Annotated in this window: 19 protein-coding genes; 12 read left to right on the top strand and 7 right to left on the bottom strand. The window is 66.7% G+C overall.

Annotation, left to right across the window (positions count from 1 at the left end):
* The first annotated feature begins 10 nt into the window (after nucleotides 1-10).
* Both Q0263_RS10155 and Q0263_RS10150 read left to right on the top strand, forming a co-directional pair.
* Nucleotides 11-367, top strand: coding sequence for a c-type cytochrome (locus tag Q0263_RS10155; RefSeq protein WP_298015652.1), 357 nt, complete (start codon nucleotides 11-13; stop codon nucleotides 365-367).
* A gap of 9 nt (nucleotides 368-376) precedes the next feature.
* Nucleotides 377-730, top strand: a complete 354-nt coding sequence (locus Q0263_RS10150; protein ID WP_298015651.1) for a cytochrome c — start codon at nucleotides 377-379, stop codon at nucleotides 728-730.
* Nucleotides 731-817: 87 nt separating this feature from the next.
* Here Q0263_RS10150 and Q0263_RS10145 read toward each other — a convergent pair whose 3' ends face one another.
* Nucleotides 818-1,249, bottom strand: coding sequence for a DUF1841 family protein (locus Q0263_RS10145; protein WP_298015650.1), 432 nt, complete (start codon nucleotides 1,247-1,249; stop codon nucleotides 818-820).
* A gap of 183 nt (nucleotides 1,250-1,432) precedes the next feature.
* Here Q0263_RS10145 and icd point away from each other — a divergent pair, with 183 nt between their 5' ends.
* Entirely contained in the window at nucleotides 1,433-2,689 is a 1,257-nt protein-coding gene (gene icd / locus Q0263_RS10140; RefSeq protein WP_298015649.1) for an NADP-dependent isocitrate dehydrogenase, read from the top strand.
* Between the two features lie 152 nt (nucleotides 2,690-2,841).
* Here the strand turns inward: icd and Q0263_RS10135 are convergent, their stop codons facing one another.
* Nucleotides 2,842-3,753, bottom strand: coding sequence for an MBL fold metallo-hydrolase (locus tag Q0263_RS10135; RefSeq protein ID WP_298015648.1), 912 nt, complete (start codon nucleotides 3,751-3,753; stop codon nucleotides 2,842-2,844).
* 33 nt (nucleotides 3,754-3,786) lie between these two features.
* Nucleotides 3,787-4,797: an AraC family transcriptional regulator gene (locus Q0263_RS10130; RefSeq protein WP_298015647.1), complete on the bottom strand. Its 1,011-nt coding sequence runs from the start codon at nucleotides 4,795-4,797 to the stop codon at nucleotides 3,787-3,789.
* Nucleotides 4,798-4,896: 99 nt separating this feature from the next.
* On the opposite strand from Q0263_RS10130, the gene Q0263_RS10125 reads away from it, so the two are divergent.
* A complete protein-coding gene (locus tag Q0263_RS10125; protein ID WP_298015646.1) occupies nucleotides 4,897-6,099 on the top strand; it encodes an MFS transporter in 1,203 nt (400 codons plus the stop codon).
* A gap of 24 nt (nucleotides 6,100-6,123) precedes the next feature.
* Here Q0263_RS10125 and metC read toward each other — a convergent pair whose 3' ends face one another.
* Nucleotides 6,124-7,353 (bottom strand): cystathionine beta-lyase, encoded by a 1,230-nt coding sequence (gene metC, locus Q0263_RS10120; RefSeq protein ID WP_298015645.1) that lies wholly within the window; start codon nucleotides 7,351-7,353, stop codon nucleotides 6,124-6,126.
* Between the two features lie 119 nt (nucleotides 7,354-7,472).
* Here metC and Q0263_RS10115 point away from each other — a divergent pair, with 119 nt between their 5' ends.
* The 4 genes from Q0263_RS10115 (at nucleotide 7,473) to Q0263_RS10100 (ending at nucleotide 13,453) form a co-directional block, all read left to right on the top strand.
* Nucleotides 7,473-7,958, top strand: coding sequence for an Lrp/AsnC family transcriptional regulator (locus Q0263_RS10115; RefSeq protein WP_298015644.1), 486 nt, complete (start codon nucleotides 7,473-7,475; stop codon nucleotides 7,956-7,958).
* 68 nt (nucleotides 7,959-8,026) lie between these two features.
* Complete coding sequence (locus Q0263_RS10110) at nucleotides 8,027-10,603, top strand: GGDEF domain-containing protein (protein WP_298015643.1); 2,577 nt, start codon at nucleotides 8,027-8,029, stop codon at nucleotides 10,601-10,603.
* A gap of 101 nt (nucleotides 10,604-10,704) precedes the next feature.
* Nucleotides 10,705-11,673 carry a TAXI family TRAP transporter solute-binding subunit gene (locus Q0263_RS10105; RefSeq protein ID WP_298015642.1) on the top strand — a complete coding sequence of 323 codons (969 nt, stop codon included), beginning with the start codon at nucleotides 10,705-10,707 and terminating at the stop codon, nucleotides 11,671-11,673.
* Nucleotides 11,674-11,689: 16 nt separating this feature from the next.
* A complete protein-coding gene (locus Q0263_RS10100; RefSeq protein WP_298015641.1) occupies nucleotides 11,690-13,453 on the top strand; it encodes a TRAP transporter fused permease subunit in 1,764 nt (587 codons plus the stop codon).
* Between the two features lie 228 nt (nucleotides 13,454-13,681).
* On the opposite strand, the gene Q0263_RS10095 is transcribed toward Q0263_RS10100, so the two are convergent.
* Genes Q0263_RS10095 through trxB form a run of 3 tightly spaced genes read right to left on the bottom strand, consistent with a single transcriptional unit; the run spans nucleotide 13,682 to nucleotide 15,749 of the window.
* Nucleotides 13,682-14,017 (bottom strand): multidrug efflux SMR transporter, encoded by a 336-nt coding sequence (locus tag Q0263_RS10095; protein ID WP_298015640.1) that lies wholly within the window; start codon nucleotides 14,015-14,017, stop codon nucleotides 13,682-13,684.
* Between the two features lie 33 nt (nucleotides 14,018-14,050).
* Nucleotides 14,051-14,803 (bottom strand): Smr/MutS family protein, encoded by a 753-nt coding sequence (locus Q0263_RS10090; RefSeq protein ID WP_298015639.1) that lies wholly within the window; start codon nucleotides 14,801-14,803, stop codon nucleotides 14,051-14,053.
* Nucleotides 14,790-15,749 carry a thioredoxin-disulfide reductase gene (gene trxB / locus Q0263_RS10085; protein ID WP_298015638.1) on the bottom strand — a complete coding sequence of 320 codons (960 nt, stop codon included), beginning with the start codon at nucleotides 15,747-15,749 and terminating at the stop codon, nucleotides 14,790-14,792. The genes Q0263_RS10090 and trxB overlap by 14 nt, the downstream gene beginning before the upstream one ends.
* A 45-nt stretch (nucleotides 15,750-15,794) precedes the next feature.
* Between trxB and Q0263_RS10080 the strand changes: the two genes are divergently transcribed.
* From Q0263_RS10080 to Q0263_RS10065, 4 genes are all read left to right on the top strand, one after another.
* A complete protein-coding gene (locus tag Q0263_RS10080; protein ID WP_298015637.1) occupies nucleotides 15,795-18,152 on the top strand; it encodes a DNA translocase FtsK in 2,358 nt (785 codons plus the stop codon).
* Between the two features lie 2 nt (nucleotides 18,153-18,154).
* Nucleotides 18,155-18,805, top strand: coding sequence for an outer membrane lipoprotein chaperone LolA (gene lolA, locus Q0263_RS10075; protein ID WP_298015701.1), 651 nt, complete (start codon nucleotides 18,155-18,157; stop codon nucleotides 18,803-18,805).
* Nucleotides 18,806-18,879: 74 nt separating this feature from the next.
* On the top strand, nucleotides 18,880-20,187 hold the full coding sequence (locus Q0263_RS10070) for a replication-associated recombination protein A (protein WP_298015700.1): 1,308 nt from the start codon (nucleotides 18,880-18,882) through the stop codon (nucleotides 20,185-20,187).
* Nucleotides 20,180-20,887: an aspartate/glutamate racemase family protein gene (locus tag Q0263_RS10065; protein WP_298015636.1), complete on the top strand. Its 708-nt coding sequence runs from the start codon at nucleotides 20,180-20,182 to the stop codon at nucleotides 20,885-20,887. Before Q0263_RS10070 ends, Q0263_RS10065 begins: the two co-directional genes overlap by 8 nt.
* Nucleotides 20,888-20,902 lie beyond the last annotated feature (15 nt).

The raw sequence follows: 20,902 nt of genomic DNA, 5'->3' as shown, positions 1-20,902 counted from the left end.
CAGAGGCCATATGAAGTCACACGGAATGACAAGGCATGGTTTTAAGGCTGCCAGCTTGCTGGTGACCTGTTTGTTCGCGGGGGCCGCCATGGCGGCGGATGCTCCGGCGATCAAGGGTGATGCGCAGGCGGGTTCCCAGAAGGTTTCCATGTGCATCGGCTGCCACGGTATTCAGGAATACAAGGCGGCTTATCCCGAGTTGTACCATGTCCCCATGATTGCGGGTCAGAACGCGGAATACATCGTCGCGGCGCTCAAGGAATACGCCAGCGGCGCCCGCTCCTTTCCGACCATGGATGCCATCGCCAAGTCCCTGACCGAACAGGACATGGCCGACGTCGCAGCCTACTACCACAATCTCAAATAGGGGAACACCATGCGAGCATTCTGGATTGCCCTGCTTGGGTGCAGTCTGATGACGGCGGGCGCTCAGGCCGCCGATCTGTCGGCCGGCAAGGCGGCCTTTGAAAAATTCACCTGCGCGTCCTGCCACGGCGCGGACGCCAAGACCCCCATCCAGCCGGCCTATCCGATCCTGGCCGGCCAGCATCAGGATTACCTGGCGCATGCCCTGGTGGCCTACCAGCGTGGCCAGAAAGGCGAACCGGCGTCCGCCAATGTGCGCAAGAACGCCGTGATGGGGGCCATGGCGTCGCAGCTGTCGGCCGCCGACATCGTCAACATTTCCGCCTGGCTGTCCTCGCTGCCTACCTCCCTGCACGTGCGGTAATCGCCGCAAGCGGGTCGCCGGCATCGTCGGCGGCCCTCCGGGGGCGCTGCGCGCGCCCGCCCGGTTGCCGGGCACCCGGCCGGAATGTCAGTTCGTGCGGCTCGCGTGGCGGCGGATCAGATCCAGATAGTGATCGTTGTCCAGCGGCTTGCCGAGACGCTGGGCTTCCCAGACGACTTCGCCCAGGGCTTCCATGATGACGTGGGCGGCCTCGTGTTCGTCGTGGGTCTGCAGCAGGCTGTTCCAGGCGGCGCGGATGCCCGGCGGATGGTCGATCGACAGCTGTTCCTGGATCGCCAGATGCATGGACAGGTGCAGGAAGGGATTCGTGCGGCCCCCCTCGACGGGATAGTCGCGCTGCGATGCCTCCGGGTCTTGCAGGTCGTCGTGGTATTCGGGGTGGCGTTCGACCAGGTCGGCCGCCATGGTTTCCAGCGGCGTCAGCACGCCGCCGGCGCGGCGCTTGCGCCAGGCCTCGGTGAAGAATTCGCGGACCTGCTCTTTAGATGGGTTGAACATGGGATGTGCAAGGGGCATGATGAAGCGTAATCTTCATTTTACCGGCCCGTGCCCGGGCGGATTCGAACCCCTGCAGATTCCCGACGCCCTGCGGGGCAGTTTACGTTAAACTCTTATATAAGACTGCGACCCCACGCACAGCATCCTCTTTTGAACAACAACCCCAGCAACACTGGAGCACTCATGTCTTATCAGCACATCAAGGTCCCGGCCGGTGGTCAGAAAATCACGGTCAACGCCGACTTTTCCCTCAATATCCCCGACGAACCCATCATCCCCTACATCGAGGGTGACGGCACGGGCCAGGACATCACCCCGGTGATGCTGAAAGTCGTGGATGCCGCCGTGGCCAAGGCCTACGCCGGCAAGCGCAAGATCCACTGGATGGAAGTCTATGCTGGTGAAAAGTCCACCAAGATCTATGGCCCGGACGTCTGGCTGCCCGACGAAACCCTGGACGTGGTGCGCGACTACGTGGTGTCCATCAAAGGCCCGCTAACCACGCCCGTCGGCGGCGGCATCCGTTCCCTGAACGTGGCCCTGCGCCAGCAGCTGGACCTGTACGTCTGCCTGCGCCCGGTGCGCTACTTCAAGGGCGTGCCTTCGCCCGTGCGCGAGCCGGAAAAGACCGACATGGTCATCTTCCGTGAAAACTCCGAAGACATCTACGCGGGCATCGAATTCGAAGCCGAATCCGACAAGGCCCGCCAGCTGATCGAGTTCCTGCAGAACACCCTGGGCGTCAACAAGATCCGCTTCCCGGGCACGTCCGGCATCGGCGTGAAGCCCGTGTCGCGCGAAGGCACGGAACGCCTGGTGCGCAAGGCCATCCAGTACGCCATCGACAACGACCGCCCGAGCGTCACCCTGGTGCACAAGGGCAACATCATGAAGTTCACCGAAGGCGGCTTCCGCGACTGGGGCTACGCCCTGGCCCAGAAGGAATTCGGCGCCCAGCTGATCGACGGCGGCCCGTGGTGCAAATTCAAGAACCCCAAGACCGGCCGCGACATCGTGGTCAAGGACGTCATCGCCGATGCCTTCCTGCAGCAGATCCTGCTGCGCCCGGCCGAATATGACGTCATCGCCACGCTGAACCTGAACGGCGACTACGTTTCCGACGCCCTGGCGGCTCAGGTCGGCGGCATCGGCATCGCCCCGGGCGCCAACCTGTCCGACTCCGTGGCCATGTTCGAAGCCACGCACGGCACGGCGCCGAAGTACGCCGGCAAGGACTACGTGAACCCGGGTTCCGAAATCCTGTCGGCCGAGATGATGCTGCGCCACATGGGCTGGACGGAAGCGGCCGACCTGATCATCAGCAGCATGGAAAAATCCATCCTGTCGAAGAAGGTCACCTATGACTTCGCCCGCCTGCTGGAAGGCGCCACGCAGGTGTCGTGCTCCGGTTTCGGCCAGGTGATGATCGACAATATGTGATCGTCCATGGCGATTCCCCGCTGCGGTCAGTGGGGTTGCCGGATCTGGGCTCCACCCCTTTCGAGGGGTGGAGCTTTGTTTTTATGGCGCTGAGGTTGTTGTGCAGGACGGCGAGATTCGGGCGCAGGAGCATGCCGGGAAGCGCCCCCAGTTCATTTGTCCGCTGGCAGACCAGGCTGGAACCGGAATCCCTGGCCCAGCGGTTCAATCCGTCCGATCCCTGGAAAAGGGAAGTGCGGCGCGAATACCAGTTCATGCGAATTCGCCAGTTTTTGCAGTTCTTCGCGGCGGGTCCTGCTTGCCTGCTGCGGATCGGAGTCCCAGGCGAGCGTCCATTCCGGATCCGCCAGCGAGATGATCGAGCTGTGTGCCATGTCGCCGATGTCCAGCAGCTTGCGCCCCTGGGAGGCGATCTCGTAGCCCACGTGCCCTGGGGTGTGTCCGGGAAGCGCGATAGGGGTGATGCCCGGCAGGACCGCCTTGGCTGGTTCAAACGTTTCCACCCGGGCCTTGATGATCGGCACGATAGTGCGCGCGTCGTCCTGAGCCTGGAGATACCGCCATTCTTGGGCGGACATCCGGATGGTGGCTTTGGGGAAAACCAACCGGCCCTTGGCGTCGATGAGGCCGCCGATGTGATCGGGATGCGAGTGCGTGATGAAAATATCGCTGATCGTATCCGGGGCGACCCCTGCCTTGGCCAGACTTTCCCGCAGGACACCCTTGCCGGCGGTTCCGTACCCGGTATCCAGCAGGATGGTGCGCTTGGGCATCTGGATCAGCAGCGCATTCACGCTCAGGAGGATGGTGTCCGTCGGGGCGCCCGCCGCCTTCAGAACCTTGTCAACGGCCGCCGGGCTTGCATTGGTGGCGAAGATCTTGCCGTCATTGGGAAATGACAAGGCATCGTCGTGAAGGACGGATACCTTGAAGTCGCCCAGGGTGAAATGCGTGGCCTCCGGGGGCACAGGGACGAATTGGGCGGATGCGTTCGGCACCAGGCAGATCGACAGGAGCATGGTTGCCAGGAGGAGGGCGGTTTGATACAGGGTGGGACGATTCATGATGGTCGTGGATCCTATGCTGTTGGCGTGAACTCAGGTCGCCATCGCCTGCCGGCCGGCCCGGGCCGCGGCGCCCGGCGGCTGGCCGGTGATCCGTTTGAAGGCCCGGCTGAAGGCCGCCTGGGAGCCATAGCCCAGCCGTTCGGCGATGGCGTCGGTGGACAGCTCGCCGCGCGCCATCCATTGCGTGGCCAGGCGCATGCGCAATTCCGCGACGTAGCGCAGCGGCGTCATGCCGGTGACGGCCTGGAACCGTTCGGCGAACACGGATCGCGAACTGCCCATTTCCGAGGCCAGGCTCTCCACGGTCCAGTTGCGGCCGGGATCGCGGTGGATGGCGGCCAGGACGCGGCCCAGGCGCGGGTCCTTGAGCGCCTCGATCCAGCCGCTGGCGTCGCCGCAGCCGCATTCCACCCACCCGCGGACGATGGATGCGGACACGACGTCGGCCAGCCGGGTCAGGATGCCGGCGTAGCCGGCCCGCTCGGTGCGGGCCTCGCGTTCCATGGCTTCGAGAATCGGCAGGATTTCCGGACTGCGCGCGAGCAAGGTGCCGACGTGCATCACTTCCGGCATCAGCCGGACCAGGGGATGCATGGCGCCCAGGTCGAAGACCATGCAGCCGCTGAATATGACGGCCTTGTCCGTCCGGCAGGCGTCGTGCCGGCAGGCGTCCACGTCGTCGACCGCGCTGCAGATCGCCGTGGCGTTGAACTGCGCGATGCGCTGGCAGGGAAGGTCCGGGTCGGACAGCAGGGCGTGCGGACCGCCCCTGGGCAGCAGGACGGCATCCCCGCAGGCCAGCGGCTGGATCTCGCCGCCCGGACTGCGCAGGTACACCTGTCCGCGCGCCACGAAATGGAACTGGGCCTTGTCGGGCTCCTCGCCGAAGCGGATGCCGAACGGCGGCGTGGCCTGGATGCGGCGGTAGTGCAGGCCATACAGCCGCATGCCTGTCAGCAGTTCGCTGATGAGGTCCCGGGCGGTTTCGGAAGGGGTCGAGCGCGCCGGGAGGCCAGCATGATCGGACGATTGATCAAACATTATGATTTTTATGCCATAGATTGTCTGGTTCGGCCAGTATATCCTGCCTGTCATCCATGGCGCATGTGCCATGACGCATTTTTTTGGCAAAGGATCGATATGAACGGACGGCAAGCGGATGCCCAGGCGCATCCGCATTCGGGCGCTCCCCTGTGGGGCGCCGTGATTTCCCTGATGTTGGGCGTCTTCGGCCTGGTGACGGCGGAGTTTCTGCCGGTCAGCCTGCTGACGCCCTTGGCGAAGGACCTGGGCATTACGGAAAGCCTGGCGGGGCAGGCCATTTCAACCACGGCGATCTGGGCGTTCGCGGCCAGCCTGCTGGTGTCGCCCCTCACCCGGAAGCTGGACCGGCGGCATGTCCTGATCGGGTTCTCGGGCCTGCTGATCGTCTCGAACGCGCTGGTGGCGTTCGCGAGCGGATTCGGCGTCCTGCTGCTGGGGCGCGCCTTGCTGGGCGTGGCGATCGGGGGCTTCTGGGCCATGTCGACGGCCATCGTCATGCGGTTGGTCCCGGAAGACCTGGTGCCGCGCGGTCTGTCCATCACCGTCAGCGGCGTCGCGGCGGCCACCATCGTCGCCGCGCCCCTGGGCAGCTATCTGGGGGCGGTGGTGGGCTGGCGCATCGTGTTCCTGGGAGCGGCGGGACTGGGGGCGCTGGCCATGGCCGTGCAATGGGCGACCCTGCCGCGCATGGCGCCGTCGGGGCGGGCGGGCCTGCGCACCCTAATCGATGTGATGGCGCGTCCGCAGGTAGGCGTCGGCATGGCGGCCGCGCTGCTGATCTTCGGCGGGCACTTCGCGCTCTTCACCTACGTGCGCCCCTTCCTGGAAGACGTCACCGGCGTGACGATCACGGCGGTCTCGACAATTCTGCTGGGGTTCGGGGTCGCCAACTACCTGGGCACGTCGCTGGGCGGCTTCCTGCTGGAACGCGGCACGCGCCTGACCATGGTGATGGCGCCGCTGCTCATCGGGGCCGTGGGCATCGCGCTGAGCGGCCTGGGCGATCTTCCGCTGCTGACGGCGGTCCTGATCGCGATCTGGGGGTTCGCCTTCGGCACGGTGCCCGTCGCCTGGTCGACCTGGGTCGCCCGGACCGTGCCCGACGAGGCGGAAAGCGGCGGCGGCCTGCTGGTCGCGGCCATCCAGGTGGCGATCGCCATCGGCGCGGGCGGCGGCGGGCTGGTGCTGAAGCTGGAAGGCGTGGCCGGCGTGTTCGGCCTGGGGGGCCTGATGCTGCTCGCCGCCGCGCTGCTCATTTCCTTCCGGGTGAACATGGCCCCGGCGTCCGCCGGGGCGTGACGGGGCGCCGGCAGCCTGCCGGCGTCACAGGCGGGTGAACCCCGCCTTCAGGTCGGCGATCAGGTCGTCGGGGGATTCCAGGCCGATGTGCAGGCGCACCAGCGGGCCCGCGTATGGCCACCGGGATGCTTCCCGGAGCGGCATGGATTCCTGCGGCATGATCATGCTTTCGAAGCCGCCCCATGAAAATCCCAGGTGGAAGAGCTCCAGGCTGTCGACGAAGTTGCGCAGGTGCCGGGCGGCGCAGGGCTTGAGCGCCAGCCCCATCAGGCCCGACGCGCCGGTGAAGTCGCGCCGCCAGATCTCGTGCCCGGGAGCGCCTGGCAGGGCGGGGTAGAGCACCTGTTCCACGGCCGCCTGGGCGGCCAGCCATTGGGCGACTTCCAGCGCATTGCGCTGATGGCGTTCCAGGCGCACGGACAGCGTGCGCAGGCCGCGCTGGGCCAGGTAGACGTCGTCAGGCCCGGCGTTCAGGCCATGCGCGTAGACGTGGCTGCTGACTTCCTGCCAGGTCTCCTGGGTGGTGGTGATCGAGCCCAGCAGCGCGTCCGAGTGGCCGGTGATGTACTTCGTGCAGGCCTGCACCGAAACGTCCACGCCGTGCTCGAAGGGCTTGAAGTACAGCGGCGAGGCCCAGGTGTTGTCCATCACCACCCGGGCGCCGTGCCGGTGGGCGCATTCGGCGATGGCCGGAATGTCCTGCACCTCGAAGGTCTGCGAACCCGGGGATTCGACGTAGACGACGCGTGTTTCGGGGCGGATCAGGGATTCGATGCCCGCCCCGATGGCGGGATCGTAGAAAGTCGTGGCGATGCCGTAGCGGGCCAGGATCGTCGTTGCATAGTGGCGGGTGGGGCCGTAGACGCTGTCGCTCATCAGGATGTGGTCGCCGGCCCGCACGAAGGCCGACAGGGCGGCGGTGCAGGCGGCCAGGCCCGAGGACGCCAACAGGGTGCGGTAGCCCCCTTCCAGCCGGGCGATCGATTCCTGCAGCGCGAAGGTGGTGGGCGTGCCCTTGCGGCCGTACCACATCACGCCCGCTTCGTCCCGGTCCAGGGCGCGCTGGCGCTCGTCCATGTCCTGCATGTTGTCGAACACGATGGTCGAGGCCCGGCAGACGGGGGGATTGACCGTGCCGCCGTACTCCTTGGGCGAGCGCGTGCCGTGCGACAGAAAAGTGTCCACCGCCTGTTCCGCATGGGCGGGAGTTTCCGACGGCGAGCGGACCATGTCGAAAGTCAATGGGGCGTTCATGTGTGCATTTCCTCGGTGGGCGATGAGGAACAGTCTAGGTTTTCCAGCAGGAAAAGGTTTCCGTTCTTTCTATATAATCCGCTATGAATTAGAAATTATTTCTAATATGAGTGGTCTGTATGGATAAATTGGATTATCGGATCCTGGAAATCCTGCAACAGGATGCCTCGGTGGGCCTGGCGGACCTGGCCGCGCGGGTGGGCCTGTCCACGACGCCTTGCTGGCGGCGCATCCAGCGCCTGAAAGAAGACGGGGTCATCCAGGCGCAGGTGGCTTTGTGCGACCCGGTCCGCCTGGGCCTGGGGCTGACGGTCTTCGTCACGGTGAAGGCCGCCCGCCACGACGACGCCTGGACGACCCGGTTCCTGGACGGCGTGGCGGGGATTCCGGAAATCCTCGAGGTCTACCGGATGGCCGGGGAAGTCGACTATCTGCTGAAGGTGGTGGTGTCGGATATCGCCGGATACGACCGGGTGTACAAGCGGCTCATCAAGGTCGCCGAGCTGGTGGACGTCAGTTCCGGCTTCGTCATGGAAGTGGTGCGGCACACCACGGCGCTGCCGCTGGAGCAGGTCCGCCCGCCTGAAAGGCCGGTCCGCGCGTAGGCCTCGTCACTGTTTGTATACTTCACGAGCGGGGCGCTTTCGCTTCAAGGATCGTACGAGAGGACGGCATGGACGGCGAACACCAGACGGACCTGGAACGGGATGGCATGCCTGCCGGGATCCCGGACATCCAGCGCCTGCAAGCCTCGGTGGAGCGCCTGGAGCAATCCGAGCGCCTGCAGCGGGCGCTGTTCGCGATTGCCGACATGGCCGCCTCCGGGCTGGACATGCAAAGCCTGCTGAAAGGCCTGCACGGCATCATCGCCCGGCTGATGTACGCCGAGAACTTCTATATCGCCCTGTACGACACGCAGCGCCAGACCGTGCGGTTCATCTATTTCGCCGACGTCATGGACGGCCAGCTGTATCGGCCCGACCAGGAATTCACCGCCGAGCAGCTGAGCAATACCATCACCCTGGCCTTGATCCGCCAGGGCCAGCCCAGGCGGGGCGCGTCCGACGAGGTCGCCCGCAGCCTGGGGCTGGATCGCAGCAGCGCGGTGGGCACGCCGTCCGTGGATTTCATGGGCGTGCCGATGCGCCGCGAAGGGCAGGTGGTGGGCCTGCTGACGGTGCAGAGCTACGAAGCCGGCCGGGGATACACGCAGTCCGACCAGAACGTGCTGGCCTTCGTCGCCGAGCACGTGCTCAACGCCGTCGAGCGCAAGATGGGGCAGGAAGCCCTGGAGCGCCGGGTGGCGGACCGGACGCGCGAACTGGCCAGCGCCAATGCCCGGCTGCAGGAACAGGTCCGCGAGGGCGAACGGGCGGCGCATCTTCAGGCGACGCTCTATCGGATCGCGGCGCTGGGGCAGAGCCAGGACGGCAACGAGGCCTTTTATCGCAGCATCCACCTGGCGGTCGGCGAGCTGCTGAATGCGGAAAACTTCTATATCGCCCTGCTGTCCGATGACCGGCAGCGGCTGGATTTTCCCTATGCCGTGGACGGCGCAGGCGCGCGGCTGACCGCGCGGCCCCTGGGGCGGGGCATGAGCGAATACGCCATTCGCTGCGGCCGGACGGTGCTGATGAGCGAGGCCGAGATCGGCGCCCTGATCGCCCGCGGCGAGGTCGATGCGGCCACCTACGGTCCCGAGGCCGCGTGCTGGCTGGGGGCGCCGCTGCTGGGAGCGCAGGGGGTGATGGGCGTGGTCGTGCTGCAGAGCTACCGCCAGGAACTGGGCTACACCGATCAGGATGCGGATCTGCTGACCTTCGTGTCCTACCAGATCGCCAATACCCTGCGGCGGCGCCAGCAGGACGCCGCCTTGCAGGCCCTGAACGCCCAGCTCGAACAGCGGGTGATGGAACGCACCCAGGAACTTCGCCAGCAGATCGCGGTCCGGGAACAGGCGCAGCGGCAGTTGCGGCACCAGGTGATGCACGATCCGCTGACCGGCCTGCCCAATCGCGTGTACGTGCGCGACCGTCTCGAACGCGCGCTGGCCGCCCAGCGGCGCGATCCTGACCGCCGTTTCGCCTTGCTGTACCTGGACGTCGATCGCTTCAAGCTGTTCAACGACGGCCTGGGGCACCAGGTGGGCGACGAAGTCCTGCGCGAGGTCTCCCGGCGGATCGCGGATTGCGTGCGCACCCCCGACGTCGTCGGGCGCCTGTCCGGGGACGAGTTCGCCATCCTGCTGGAAAATTGCCCCCAGCCCTCCACGGCCTGTCTGGTGGCCCAGCGCGTCCAGGCCGGGCTGGCCCAGGCGGTCCGCATCGGCGACCGCGCCCTGCACGTGTCGGCCAGCATCGGCATCGCCATGAGCCATGCCGGCTACCGGACGGTCGATCAGGTGCTGCATGACGCCGATACGGCCTTGTACCGCGCCAAGGCGGCCGGCCGGCAGCGGTTCGTGCTGTTCGACGAGAAACTGCATGCGTCCGCCATGAACGTGCTGGACCTGGAGCAGCAGATGCGCGCGGCCCTGGAAAGCGGCCAGTTCGTGCCGTATTTTCAGCCGATCGTGCGCCTGCCCGATGCCGGCGTCGTCGGCTACGAGGCGCTGATCCGCTGGCGGCATCCCGAGCGGGGCCTGCTGGGGCCGGGCGCCTTCCTGCCCGCGGCCGAGGAAACCGGCCTGATCGAAGCCATCGACTGGCATCTGTACCGCCTGGCCTGCGACGCGGCGCAGGGTTTCATCGGCGAGCGGGGCGTGCTGAACATCAATATTTCGCCGCGTCATTTCCACAGCCGGAATTTCCCCCGGCGCCTGCTGGACATGCTGTCGCAGACGCATATCGCGCCGCACCAGATCTGCGCCGAAGTCACCGAGAGCACGCTCCTGTCGAATCCGGATGCGGCCGGCCGCATCCTGGGCGGCCTGCACGAGGCCGGGATCCGGATCGCCCTGGATGATTTCGGCACGGGATATTCGTCGCTCAGCCACGTGCACCGGTTTCCGCTCAGTTCCCTGAAGATCGACCGCTCGTTCATCCAGGCCCTGGGCCTGGGGCAGCAGCAGCGCAGCTCGGCCATCGTGTCGGCGGTCCTGAGCCTGGCCCGGTCGCTGGACCTGAACGTGGTGGCCGAAGGAGTGGAGACCGGGATCCAGCGGGATGCCCTGCAGGCCATGGGATGCGCCTGCGCCCAGGGTTTTCTGTTCGGCAAGCCCGCGCCCGCCGAGCACTGGCTGCCGGACTGAGGGGATGTCCTCCGGCCATCGCCCGCGATAAAAAATTGACGCTGGCAAAGTCTTGCGTATACCCTCAATGCCCGTCAGGGATCATTTGAGGAGAACGGAACATGCGGACATTTCTGAAGACGGCGGCAGCGCTGGGCATCACGGCCCTGTGCACATTCGGGCTGGCGGCGACCGGGCATGCGGAACAGCGCATCGCCTACAAGTCGGCGAAGACCGGCACGTCCTACTACCAGATGGGCGTGGAACTGGCGAACGCCATCAAGACCGGTTCGAAGGGAGGCACCATCCTGACGGTGGAGGAAAGCCAGGGCTCGGTGCAGAACGTCATGGAGGCCGCCGTCCGGTCGGGCAACTATGTGTTCACGTCGCCGCCGGGCCTGGTGGAAAGCGCCATGGCCGGCACGGGGCCCTTCAAGAATCGTCCCAAGGAATCCTTCGCCTCGATCCGGGCGCTGTTCCCGATTCCTTCCCTGACCATGCATTTCGTCATGCGGGGGGACCAGCAGGTCGATCAGTTCTCCGACATGGCCGGCAAGACCATCCTGCTGGGCAAGGGCAGCTTCGGAGCCACCGAAGGTGAAAAATACATCAAGCTCTTCGGCCTGGACGGCAAGGTCAAGATCGCCTCGGCCGAACTGGGCAACGCCGCCGATGCGCTCAAGAACGGGCAGATCGACGGTTTCGTGACGGCGGGGTCCTTCCCCGCGCCCAATCTGGTCGAGGCCGCCGCCAGCATGCCGGTGTCCCTGGTCTCGCTGAGCGACGAGCAGATCGCGCAGACGGGCCGCCTGAAGCAGATCATTCCGGCCGGCACTTATGCGGGGGTGAACAAGGATGTCGCCACCACGTTCCTGCCCGTCGAGGCATTCACGACGACCGCGATGGACGATCAGACCGCCTATCTGCTGACCAAGACGTTCTGGGAGCAGAAGGCGGCGCTGAGCGACCGCGCTCCCTGGTGGAAGGCGGTGACGCCCGACATGCTGATGATGACCAAGGTCAAGCTGCATCCGGGGGCCGTGCGCTATTACCAGGAAGCGGGCATCCAGATCCCTGAAGGCATGCGCTGACATGGTCGTGCGGCAGATGCGGCAGCACCCTATCTGGGTGGGCCTGGGGCTGGTGTCGATCGCCTTTCACCTGGGCCTGGTGTTCAGCGGCCTGGTGCCCGCCCTGGTGGCGCGGCCTTTGCATATGGCGCTGGCGCTTCCCTGGCTGTTCATCTATCCGGCGCGATCGCGGCGGCAGAAGGCGTCGGGATGGGTGGTGATGTCGCTGGGGCTGGCCGCGTGCCTGTATACCGCCCTGAATGCCGATGCCCTGGGCGACCAGTACGGTTTCCTCGATAGCGGCCTGCAGATCGCCGTGGGGCTGGTGCTGCTGGGCGTGACGCTGGAGATGGCCCGCCGGGCCATCGGCTGGCCTTTGCCGATGGTGGCCCTGGTCTGCCTGCTGTACGGGTTCTTCGGCCAGTACGTGCCCGGGCAGTTCGGCCATCCGGCCGTTCCCCTGGGAAGCGCCCTGGGCACGCTGACGATCACGGAAGGCGGGGTCTGGGGATCGCTGACGGGGGTGTCGGTCAGCGTCGTGGCGATCTTCGTCATCATGGGCGCCGTGCTGAACGTGGGGGAAGCGGGGCAGGGATTCCTGAACATCGCCATCGCGGCGGCGGGCCGCCTGCGGGGCGGCGCGGGCAAGGTCGCGGTGCTGGCCTCCGCCCTGTTCGGGTCGATTTCAGGGTCCGCCTCGGCCAATGCCGCCTCCATCGGCGCCGTGACCATGCCGACCATGGTCCGCATGGGATATCCGAAGTCCCTGGCCGGGGCGGTGGAAGCCGTCGCCTCTTCCGGCGGGCAGATCATGCCCCCGCTGATGGGGGCGGGCGCTTTCGTGATGGTCGAGCTCACCGGGACGCCGTACACCCGGATCATGGCGGCGGCCCTGCTGCCGGCCCTGCTGTATTTCCTGGCCGTGTGGATCGGCATCGATCTGTTCGCTCGCCGCTATGGGCTCCGGGCCCTGGATCAGGAAGACCAGCCCAGCCGGCGCGACGTCGTCGTCACGCTGCTGTTCTTCCTGGTGCCGTTCGGGGTCCTGCTGCAGCAGATGTTCATCGCCCAGGTGACGCCCCAGTATGCCGCCTGCATGGCGATCCTGGTGGGCGTGCTGCTGCTGTTCCTGGACATCCGCTTCAAGGTGTCGCTGTCGGCCTTCGCGCGCAGAATGTCCGAAGCCGCCATCATCGCGGGCCGGCAGATTTCCATGATCGCGGCGATCATCATCTGCGCTTCCATCGTGGTCGGCGTCCTGGGGATGACGGGGCTGGGCATCAAGGTCACCTCGGTCATCCTGGCGCTGGCGCAGGAAAGCCTGTGGCCGGCGCTGCTGCTGACGGCCGTGGCCTGCCTGCTGCTGGGCATGGAGGTGCCGACCACGGCGGCGTACGTCATCTGCGTGGCGATCGCCGGCCCGGCCCTGAACCGCCTGGGGATCGATCTGCTGCTGGCGCACCTGTTCGTGTTCTGGTTCGCCCTGCTGTCGACCATCACGCCGCCCGTGTGCGGCACCGTGTTCATCGCCGCGGGCATCGTGGGCGAGAACTGGCTGAAGGTCGCCGCTTCGGCCATGCGGCTGGGCGTGGGGCTCTACATCATCCCGCTGGCCATGATCGCCAACCCCCGGCTGGTGCAGCTGATCGAGCATCCCTGGCTGGCCGTGCTCGCCTTCGTGCAGATCGGCATCGGGCTCTGGGGGCTGTCCTTCGCCTTCATTTCGGGACACCGCCTGTGGCTGAGGCTGCTGGCCGGACTGGCCGGCGCCGCGATCTGTTTCGGCCCGGCCCTGTTGTAACAATGCGCCTGCGGACCGCTTTCCTAGGGACTTCCCTAGGTGTCATCTGTCGATACAGCCTGCATAATGCTGCACATGCAGGTGAGGAGACAGCCCTGCTTGGGCACTGGCGCTACACAGATGGCGCTTTCATTTGTAGGCGGTACCCATAAAAATGAAAATCTGGCGGGGCCGGTGATCTGATCACCGGCCCTGTTCATTTGTCCCTTCGGCGGCCGGCCTGCGGCCTCAATGCCCGCCCGATGCGGAAAACACGTTCAGCACCAGCACGCCCGCCAGGATCAGGCCGATGCCGATCATGCCGGCCGCATCCAGCGCCTGCCCGAAGATGAAATAGCCGATGATGGCGATGGCGACGATTCCGACGCCCGACCAGACGGCGTAGGCGATGCCGACCGGAATGGTGCGCAGCGCCAGCGCCAGCAGATAGAACGCCAGCCCGTAGCCGATCGCCGTGATGACGGACGGAACCGCCCGGGTGAAACCGGCGGACGCCTTCAGGGCGGACGTGGCGATCACTTCGGCCGCGATGGCGATGATCAGGTAGATCCAGCTGATGTTCATGATGGCTTCCTGGGGGCGCCGGTAAATGGGACGTCAGGGTTCCTGGGGCAGGCGCAGCAGGGCGGTCACGGCGCCCGCGCCGCCGTCGCGTTCGTCGCCCTGGACCCAGGCCTGGACGGCTTCCAGTCGGCTGAGGTGCTGGCGGATGGCGGACTTCAGCACGGGTTCGCCCTGGCGCGATCCGATGCCCTTGCCGTGGATGACGCGCACGCAGCGGATGCCGTGTTCCAGGCAGGACGACAGGAAGCGGTCCAGGCGTTCCCGGGCCTCGTCCAGCGTGCTGCCGTGCAGGTCCAGGGTGGCCTGGGCGATCCATTTGCCGCGCCGCAGGCCGCGCAGCAGGTCGGGCCCGCAGCCGGGCTGCAGGAACTCCCGGGCCTCGGGATCCAGGATGCCCGCCTGGGCCGGCTGCCGCTGGCGGGCGGGTTTCGGCCGCTTGGGGGATTCGGACGCTCCCTGGGCATGTTCGCGGCGGGCGCGCAGCAGGCTGTCCGGGGCGCGGCGCAGGGACGCCCGCGCCCGCGGGCCGTGATCGGGCAGCGGCTGCACGAAACGCATGGCCTGGCGAAATAGCGCCTGGTCGGCCAGATCGAGCGCGGGCGGCGCGTCGTCGGCGACGGGCGGCGGATCGGCCTGGCGGGCGGTCGGCGTCGGTTGGCCGGAGCGGCCCGGCCGGCGCGCCTTGCGCGGGCGGGGCCGGGGCGTGGGCGCCGGAGGCTGCGCCGCCTGTTCGGCGGCGGAACGCAGCCGGCGCAGGTCGGCCAGCGTGGGCTTAGAGTCCTTCATTCTCCAGCCAGCGTTGTGCGTCCAGGGCGGCCATGCAGCCGGTGCCGGCGCTGGTGATGGCCTGGCGGTAGACGTGATCCTGCACGTCGCCCGCGGCGAACACGCCGGGCACCGAGGTCATCGTGGCCAGCCCCTGCAGGCCGCTGCGGGTGGTGATATAGCCGTTTTCCATGGCCAGCTGGCCTTCGAAGATGGCCGTGTTGGGCTTGTGGCCGATGGCGATGAAGGTGCCGGTCACGGCCAGGTCTTCGGTCTGGCCGGTCTGGTTGTTGAGCAGACGGGCGCCCGTGACGCCGGAATCGTCGCCCAGGACTTCCTGCAGTTCGTAGAAGAGCTTCAGGCGCATGTTGCCGTTCTCGACCTTGTCCATCAGCTTATCGACCAGGATGGGTTCGGCGCGGAACTTGTCGCGCCGGTGCACCAGCGTGACGGTGCGGCAGATGTTGGACAGGTACAGGGCTTCTTCCACCGCCGTGTTGCCGCCGCCCACCACCAGCACGTCCTGGTTCTTGTAGAAGAACCCGTCGCAGGTGGCGCAGGCGGATACGCCGCGGCCCATGAAGGAGTGTTCGGATTCCAGCCCCAGGTACTGGGCGGACGCGCCGGTGGCGATGATCAGGGCGTCGCAGGTATAGGCGGCGCCCGTGTCGCCGTTCAGCACGAAGGGCCGCTTGGACAGGTCGACGCTGGCGACGTGGTCGAAGATCATTTCCGTATTGAAGCGCTGGGCGTGTTCCATGAAGCGCTGCATCAGGTCCGGCCCCTGGACGCCCGCCACGTCGGCGGGCCAGTTGTCGACTTCGGTGGTGGTCATCAACTGACCGCCCTGTTCCAGGCCGGTGACGAGCACCGGGGACAGATTGGCGCGCGCGGCGTAGACCGCGGCGGTATAACCGGCCGGGCCGGAGCCCAGAATCATCACTTTCGCGTGTTTTGCAGTAGACATCACAGAAAATCCGTTCATCATCAACCGCACAATTATAATGGGCGGATGGCTAGAATTCCGGTGACCTCTTCCCGCTCCACGCGCAACGTGCGCAATGGCCCTTCACCCTTGCAGACGCGCCTGACCGGCCTGCTGCGCGAGGCCCGCTGGATCCTGCTCGCGGCGGTCGCCGGCTGGCTGATCCTGGTCCTGGGAACTTGGCACCGGTCCGATCCGGGCTGGTCGCACTCCCTGACCATCGGCGCCACCCAGAACTGGGGCGGCACGTTCGGGGCCTACGTGGCCGATCTGATGCTGTATCTGTTCGGCGCCTCCGCCTGGCTGTGGGTGCTGCTGATGCTGCGCCACGTCGCGGCGGGCTTCTATCGCCTGACGCGCGTGGTGCTGCCGTCCAAGGTCCCGGAACTGCTGCCCCGGGTGCGCTGGGAAGTCGGCATCGGCTTCACGCTGCTGTTCCTGGGCTGCATGGGCATCGAAGCCCTGCGCCTGCAAAGCCTCGGGACCGCCCTGCCGGCGGGCGCCGGGGGGCAGCTGGGCCGCCTGCTGGCCGGCATCCTGGCCGAAACCGCGGGCAGCGCCGGGGGCACCCTGCTGCTGCTGGCCTTCATCGTTATGGGGTCCAGCCTGTTCTTCGGATTCTCCTGGCTCAACGTCTCGGAAAAGGTCGGCTACTACCTGGAACTGGCGGCGCGCCGGCTGCTCTACCTGAAAAACGCCTGGCTGGACCGCCGGGCCGGCCAGACAGCCCAGGCCGAGCGCCAGGAAATCGTCGAGACCCGCCAGACGCAGCTGGTGCACGAACAGCCGGTGCGCATCGAGCCCACCGTCACCACGGTGCCCAAGTCCCCGCGCGTCCAGCAGGAAAAGCAGCAGGCGCTCTTCACCGTCAAGGAAGACCCGGCGCTGGGCGGCGGCCTGCCGGCCCTGTCCCTGCTGGATCCGGTCGAGCAGGCCCAGGAAACCGTCTCGCCCGAAACCATCGAATTCACCTCGCGCCTGATCGAAAAGAAGCTGTCGGACTTTGGCGTCAGCGTCACGGTGGTGTCGGCCCAGTCCGGCCCGGTCATCACCCGCTATGAAATCGAGCCCGCCACGGGGGTCAAGGGCAGCCAGATCGTCAATCTGGCCAAGGACCTGGCCCGGGCCCTCAGCCTGGTGCGCATCCGGGTGGTGGAAACCATTCCGGGCAAGAACCTGATGGGGCTGGAACTGCCCAATCCGCGCCGCCAGATGGTGCGCCTGTCGGAAATCCTGGGGTCCCAGGTCTATCACAGCAGCGCCTCGATGTTGACCATGGCGCTGGGCAAGGACATCGCGGGCAATCCGGTGGTCGCCGATCTGGCAAAGATGCCCCACCTGCTGGTGGCGGGCACCACCGGTTCGGGCAAGTCGGTGGGCATCAACGCCATGATTCTGTCGCTGCTCTATAAAGCCGACGCCAGCCAGGTGCGCCTGATCCTGATCGATCCCAAGATGCTGGAAATGTCCGTCTACGAAGGCATTCCCCATCTGCTGGCGCCCGTCGTCACCGACATGCGCCACGCGGCCAACGCCCTGAACTGGTGCGTGTCCGAAATGGAAAAGCGCTACAAGCTCATGAGCAAGTTGGGCGTGCGCAATCTGGCCGGCTACAACGCCAAGATCCGCGAGGCCCAGAAACAGGAACAGCCCATTCCCAATCCGTTCTCGCTCACGCCCGACGCGCCCGAACCCCTGAACACCCTGCCCATGATCGTGGTCGTCATCGACGAGCTGGCCGACCTGATGATGGTGGTGGGCAAGAAGGTCGAGGAACTGATCGCCCGCCTGGCGCAAAAGGCGCGGGCGGCCGGCGTGCACCTGATCCTGGCCACCCAGCGCCCCAGCGTGGACGTGATCACCGGCCTGATCAAGGCCAACATTCCCACCCGCATCGCCTTCCAGGTCTCGTCCAAGATCGATTCCCGCACCATCCTGGACCAGATGGGCGCCGAAACGCTGCTGGGGCAGGGCGACATGCTGTACCAGCCGCCCGGCACCAGCGTGCCCACCCGCGTCCATGGCGCCTTCGTGCATGACGACGAGGTCCACCGCGTGGTCGAATCCCTGAAGGAAGCCGGCGAACCCGATTACGTCGAAGGCCTGCTGGAAGGCGCCCTGGAGGGCGAAACCGGCGATGGCGTCAGTTCCGTCACCGGCTTCGCCGACCAGGAAAACGACCCCTTGTACGATCAGGCGGTGGAAGTCGTCATGCGCAGCCGCCGGGCCTCGATTTCCTTCGTGCAGCGCAATCTGCGCATCGGCTACAACCGCTCGGCGCGGATCCTGGAGCAGATGGAACGTTCCGGCCTGGTCAGCCCGCAGCAGCCCAACGGCAACCGCGACATCCTGGTGCCGGCGCAGCCCGGCGAAGAAGAGTCATGAACATGAATGCTTATCGCCCGAAGATCCGCCGCGGCCTGCTGGCCGTCGTCGTGTCCTGCGGCCTGGCGGGCGCGCCGGCCTTGTCCTGGGCCGTCGATACGGCCCAGATGCAGTTGCAGGCCTTCGTCGACAAGGTCAAGTCCGCCACCGGCCAGTTCCAGCAGGAACAGGCCGCCCCGGATGGCGCCAAGCGCCTGCAGACCGGCACTTTCGCCTTTCAGCGCCCGGGGAAATTCCGCTGGCAGGTCGTGAAGCCCTATGCCCAGCTGATCGTCTCCGACGGCCAGCGCGTCTACCAGTACGACCCGGACCTGGAACAGGTCACCGAACGCAAGGCGGGGCAGGCCATCGGCGCCTCGCCGGCGGCGCTGCTGTTCGGCTCGGGCTCCCTGGATGACGCTTTCAACGTGCAGGCCCAGCCCGATCGCGACGGCCTGCAATGGCTGCGCGCCGTGCCCAAGACCCCGGACGCCGGCTTCACCCACGTGGACATCGGCTTCTCGGACGGCTTGCCCCAGCGCCTGGAATTGCTGGACGCCTTCGGCCAGACCTCGCGCATCCGGTTTTCCGACCTGAAGGCCAATCCCGGGATTCCCGCGTCCCAGTTTCAGTTCACCGTGCCCAAGGGCGCTGATCTGGTGAAGATGAACTGATGGCCACCCAGGGGGACCTGCTGGGGGATGCGCCCCCGCCGCCCGGCAAGGGCGGAACGGGGGATCACCCCGGGTTGGCGCCGCTCCGCGCGGCCGATCCCGCGCATGCGCCGCTGGCGGAATCCCTGCGCCCCCATACCCTGGACGAGGTCATCGGCCAATCGCATCTGCTGGGCGAGGGCAAGCCGCTGCGCCTGGCGTTCCAGTCCGGCAAGCCGCATTCCATGATCTTCTGGGGGCCGCCCGGCGTCGGCAAGACCACGCTGGCGCGGCTGATGGCCACGGCCTTCGATTGCGCCTTCATCGCCCTGTCGGCGGTGTTCTCGGGCGTCAAGGACATCCGCGCCGCCATGGCCCAGGCCGAACAGCACCAGGCCCAGGGCCGGCCCACCATCCTGTTCGTGGATGAAATCCACCGGTTCAACAAATCCCAGCAGGATGCGCTGCTGCCCTACGTGGAAAGCGGCCTGGTGACCTTCATCGGCGCCACGACCGAGAACCCGTCCTTCGAAGTCAATTCCGCGCTGCTGTCGCGCGCCCAGGTCTACGTGCTGAAGTCGCTCGACGAAGACGAACTGCGCCAGCTGGCGCGGCGGGCGCAGTCGCAGGCCATGGGCGATCTGAGCTTCGACGAGCTGGCGATCGATACCCTGATCGGCTATGCCGACGGCGATGCCCGGCGCTTGCTGAACCTGCTGGAACAATGCCAGACCGCGGCGGGCGCCAGCGGCGTCACGCGGATCGACGCCGGGTTCATCGAAAACGCCCTGACCCTGAACGCCCGGCGCTTCGACAAGGGCGGCGACAACTTCTACGACCAGATCTCGGCGCTGCACAAGTCCGTGCGCGGGTCCCACCCCGATGCCGCCCTGTACTGGCTGACCCGCATGCTCGACGGCGGCGCCGACCCGCGCTACCTGGCGCGGCGCATCGTGCGCATGGCCTGGGAGGACATCGGCCTGGCCGACCCCCGCGCCATGCAGGTCGCCAACGACGCGGCCCTGACGTATGAGCGGCTGGGCAGCCCCGAAGGCGAATTGGCGCTGGGCCAGGCCGTGATCTATCTGGCCGTCGCCGCCAAGAGCAATGCGGGCTACATGGCCTACAACCGGGCCCGCGCCTTCGTGAAGCAGGACAAGAGCCGCGAAGTGCCCGTGCACCTGCGCAACGCGCCCACCAAGCTGATGAAGGAACTGGGCTACGGTCACGCCTACCGCTACGCTCACGACGAACCCAATGCCTACGCGGCGGGGGAAACCTACCTGCCCGAAGGCATGGACGAGCCCGGCTGGTACCGGCCCGCGCCCCGCGGCCTGGAAATCAGGATCGGCGAAAAGCTGGCGCAGCTGCGCCAGTGGGACGAGGAAGCCGACGATGCCTGACGTTTCGAAAACCATCGGCCTGATCGGCGGCATGAGCTGGGAATCCACCGTGCCTTACTATCGCCAGATCAACGAGGCCGTCAAGGCGCGGCTGGGCGGCCTGCATTCCGCCAGGATCGTGCTCTACAGCGTCGATTTCGCCGGGATCGAACGGCTGCAGCATGCCGGCGACTGGGATGCCGCGGGGCTTATCCTGGCGGAAGCCGCCCGCTCTCTTGAACGCGCCGGCGCGGATTTCCTGGTGCTGTGCACCAACACCATGCACAAGGTGGCGCCCGCCATCGAATCCGCCGTCCGGATCCCGCTGCTGCACATCGCCGACCCCACGGCGGCGGCCATCCGCCAGGCGGGCCTTGCCCGCATCGGCCTGCTGGGCACGGCCTTCACCATGGAACAGCCGTTCTACCGCGACCGCCTGCGGGACCGGCACGGCATCGAGGTCCTGGTGCCGGACGCCGACGATCGCGCCCTGGTCCACCGCGTCATCTATGACGAGCTGTGCCTGGGCCGCATCGAAGCCGCGTCCCGCCAGGCCTACCGCGCCGTGATGCAGCGCCTGGCCGATCGGGGCGCCCAGGGCATCATCCTGGGCTGCACGGAAATATCGCTGCTGGTCGGTCCCCGGGACGCCGTCGTGCCGCTGTTTGACACCACGGCGATCCATGCGCAGGCTGCGGCGCAAGCCGCGCTGGACCGCTAAGGCCTCTTCCAGCCC

The sequence above is a fragment of the uncultured Castellaniella sp. genome (assembly GCF_937988725.1).
In the GTDB taxonomy this organism is placed as follows: Bacteria; Pseudomonadota; Gammaproteobacteria; order Burkholderiales; family Burkholderiaceae_B; genus Castellaniella.
The sequence above is the reverse complement of the archived record's forward strand: the minus strand, read 5'-3'. Positions and strand labels throughout refer to the sequence as shown.

Bases quoted from the DNA above. Each gene is read 5' to 3' on its own strand.
- Q0263_RS10100 (WP_298015641.1), top strand. From the start codon at position 11,690: ATGCGGCAGCACCCTATCTGGGTGGGCCTGGGGCTGGTGTCGATCGCC.
- Q0263_RS10135 (WP_298015648.1), bottom strand. From the start codon at position 3,753: ATGAATCGTCCCACCCTGTATCAAACCGCCCTCCTCCTGGCAACCATG.
- Q0263_RS10130 (WP_298015647.1), bottom strand. From the start codon at position 4,797: ATGTTTGATCAATCGTCCGATCATGCTGGCCTCCCGGCGCGCTCGACC.
- Q0263_RS10125 (WP_298015646.1), top strand. From the start codon at position 4,897: ATGAACGGACGGCAAGCGGATGCCCAGGCGCATCCGCATTCGGGCGCT.
- icd (WP_298015649.1), top strand. From the start codon at position 1,433: ATGTCTTATCAGCACATCAAGGTCCCGGCCGGTGGTCAGAAAATCACG.
- metC (WP_298015645.1), bottom strand. From the start codon at position 7,353: ATGAACGCCCCATTGACTTTCGACATGGTCCGCTCGCCGTCGGAAACT.
- trxB (WP_298015638.1), bottom strand. From the start codon at position 15,749: ATGTCTACTGCAAAACACGCGAAAGTGATGATTCTGGGCTCCGGCCCG.
- Q0263_RS10145 (WP_298015650.1), bottom strand. From the start codon at position 1,249: ATGTTCAACCCATCTAAAGAGCAGGTCCGCGAATTCTTCACCGAGGCC.
- Q0263_RS10110 (WP_298015643.1), top strand. From the start codon at position 8,027: ATGGACGGCGAACACCAGACGGACCTGGAACGGGATGGCATGCCTGCC.
- Q0263_RS10115 (WP_298015644.1), top strand. From the start codon at position 7,473: ATGGATAAATTGGATTATCGGATCCTGGAAATCCTGCAACAGGATGCC.
- Q0263_RS10105 (WP_298015642.1), top strand. From the start codon at position 10,705: ATGCGGACATTTCTGAAGACGGCGGCAGCGCTGGGCATCACGGCCCTG.
- Q0263_RS10080 (WP_298015637.1), top strand. From the start codon at position 15,795: ATGGCTAGAATTCCGGTGACCTCTTCCCGCTCCACGCGCAACGTGCGC.
- Q0263_RS10155 (WP_298015652.1), top strand. From the start codon at position 11: ATGAAGTCACACGGAATGACAAGGCATGGTTTTAAGGCTGCCAGCTTG.
- Q0263_RS10065 (WP_298015636.1), top strand. From the start codon at position 20,180: ATGCCTGACGTTTCGAAAACCATCGGCCTGATCGGCGGCATGAGCTGG.
- Q0263_RS10095 (WP_298015640.1), bottom strand. From the start codon at position 14,017: ATGAACATCAGCTGGATCTACCTGATCATCGCCATCGCGGCCGAAGTG.
- lolA (WP_298015701.1), top strand. From the start codon at position 18,155: ATGAATGCTTATCGCCCGAAGATCCGCCGCGGCCTGCTGGCCGTCGTC.
- Q0263_RS10150 (WP_298015651.1), top strand. From the start codon at position 377: ATGCGAGCATTCTGGATTGCCCTGCTTGGGTGCAGTCTGATGACGGCG.
- Q0263_RS10090 (WP_298015639.1), bottom strand. From the start codon at position 14,803: ATGAAGGACTCTAAGCCCACGCTGGCCGACCTGCGCCGGCTGCGTTCC.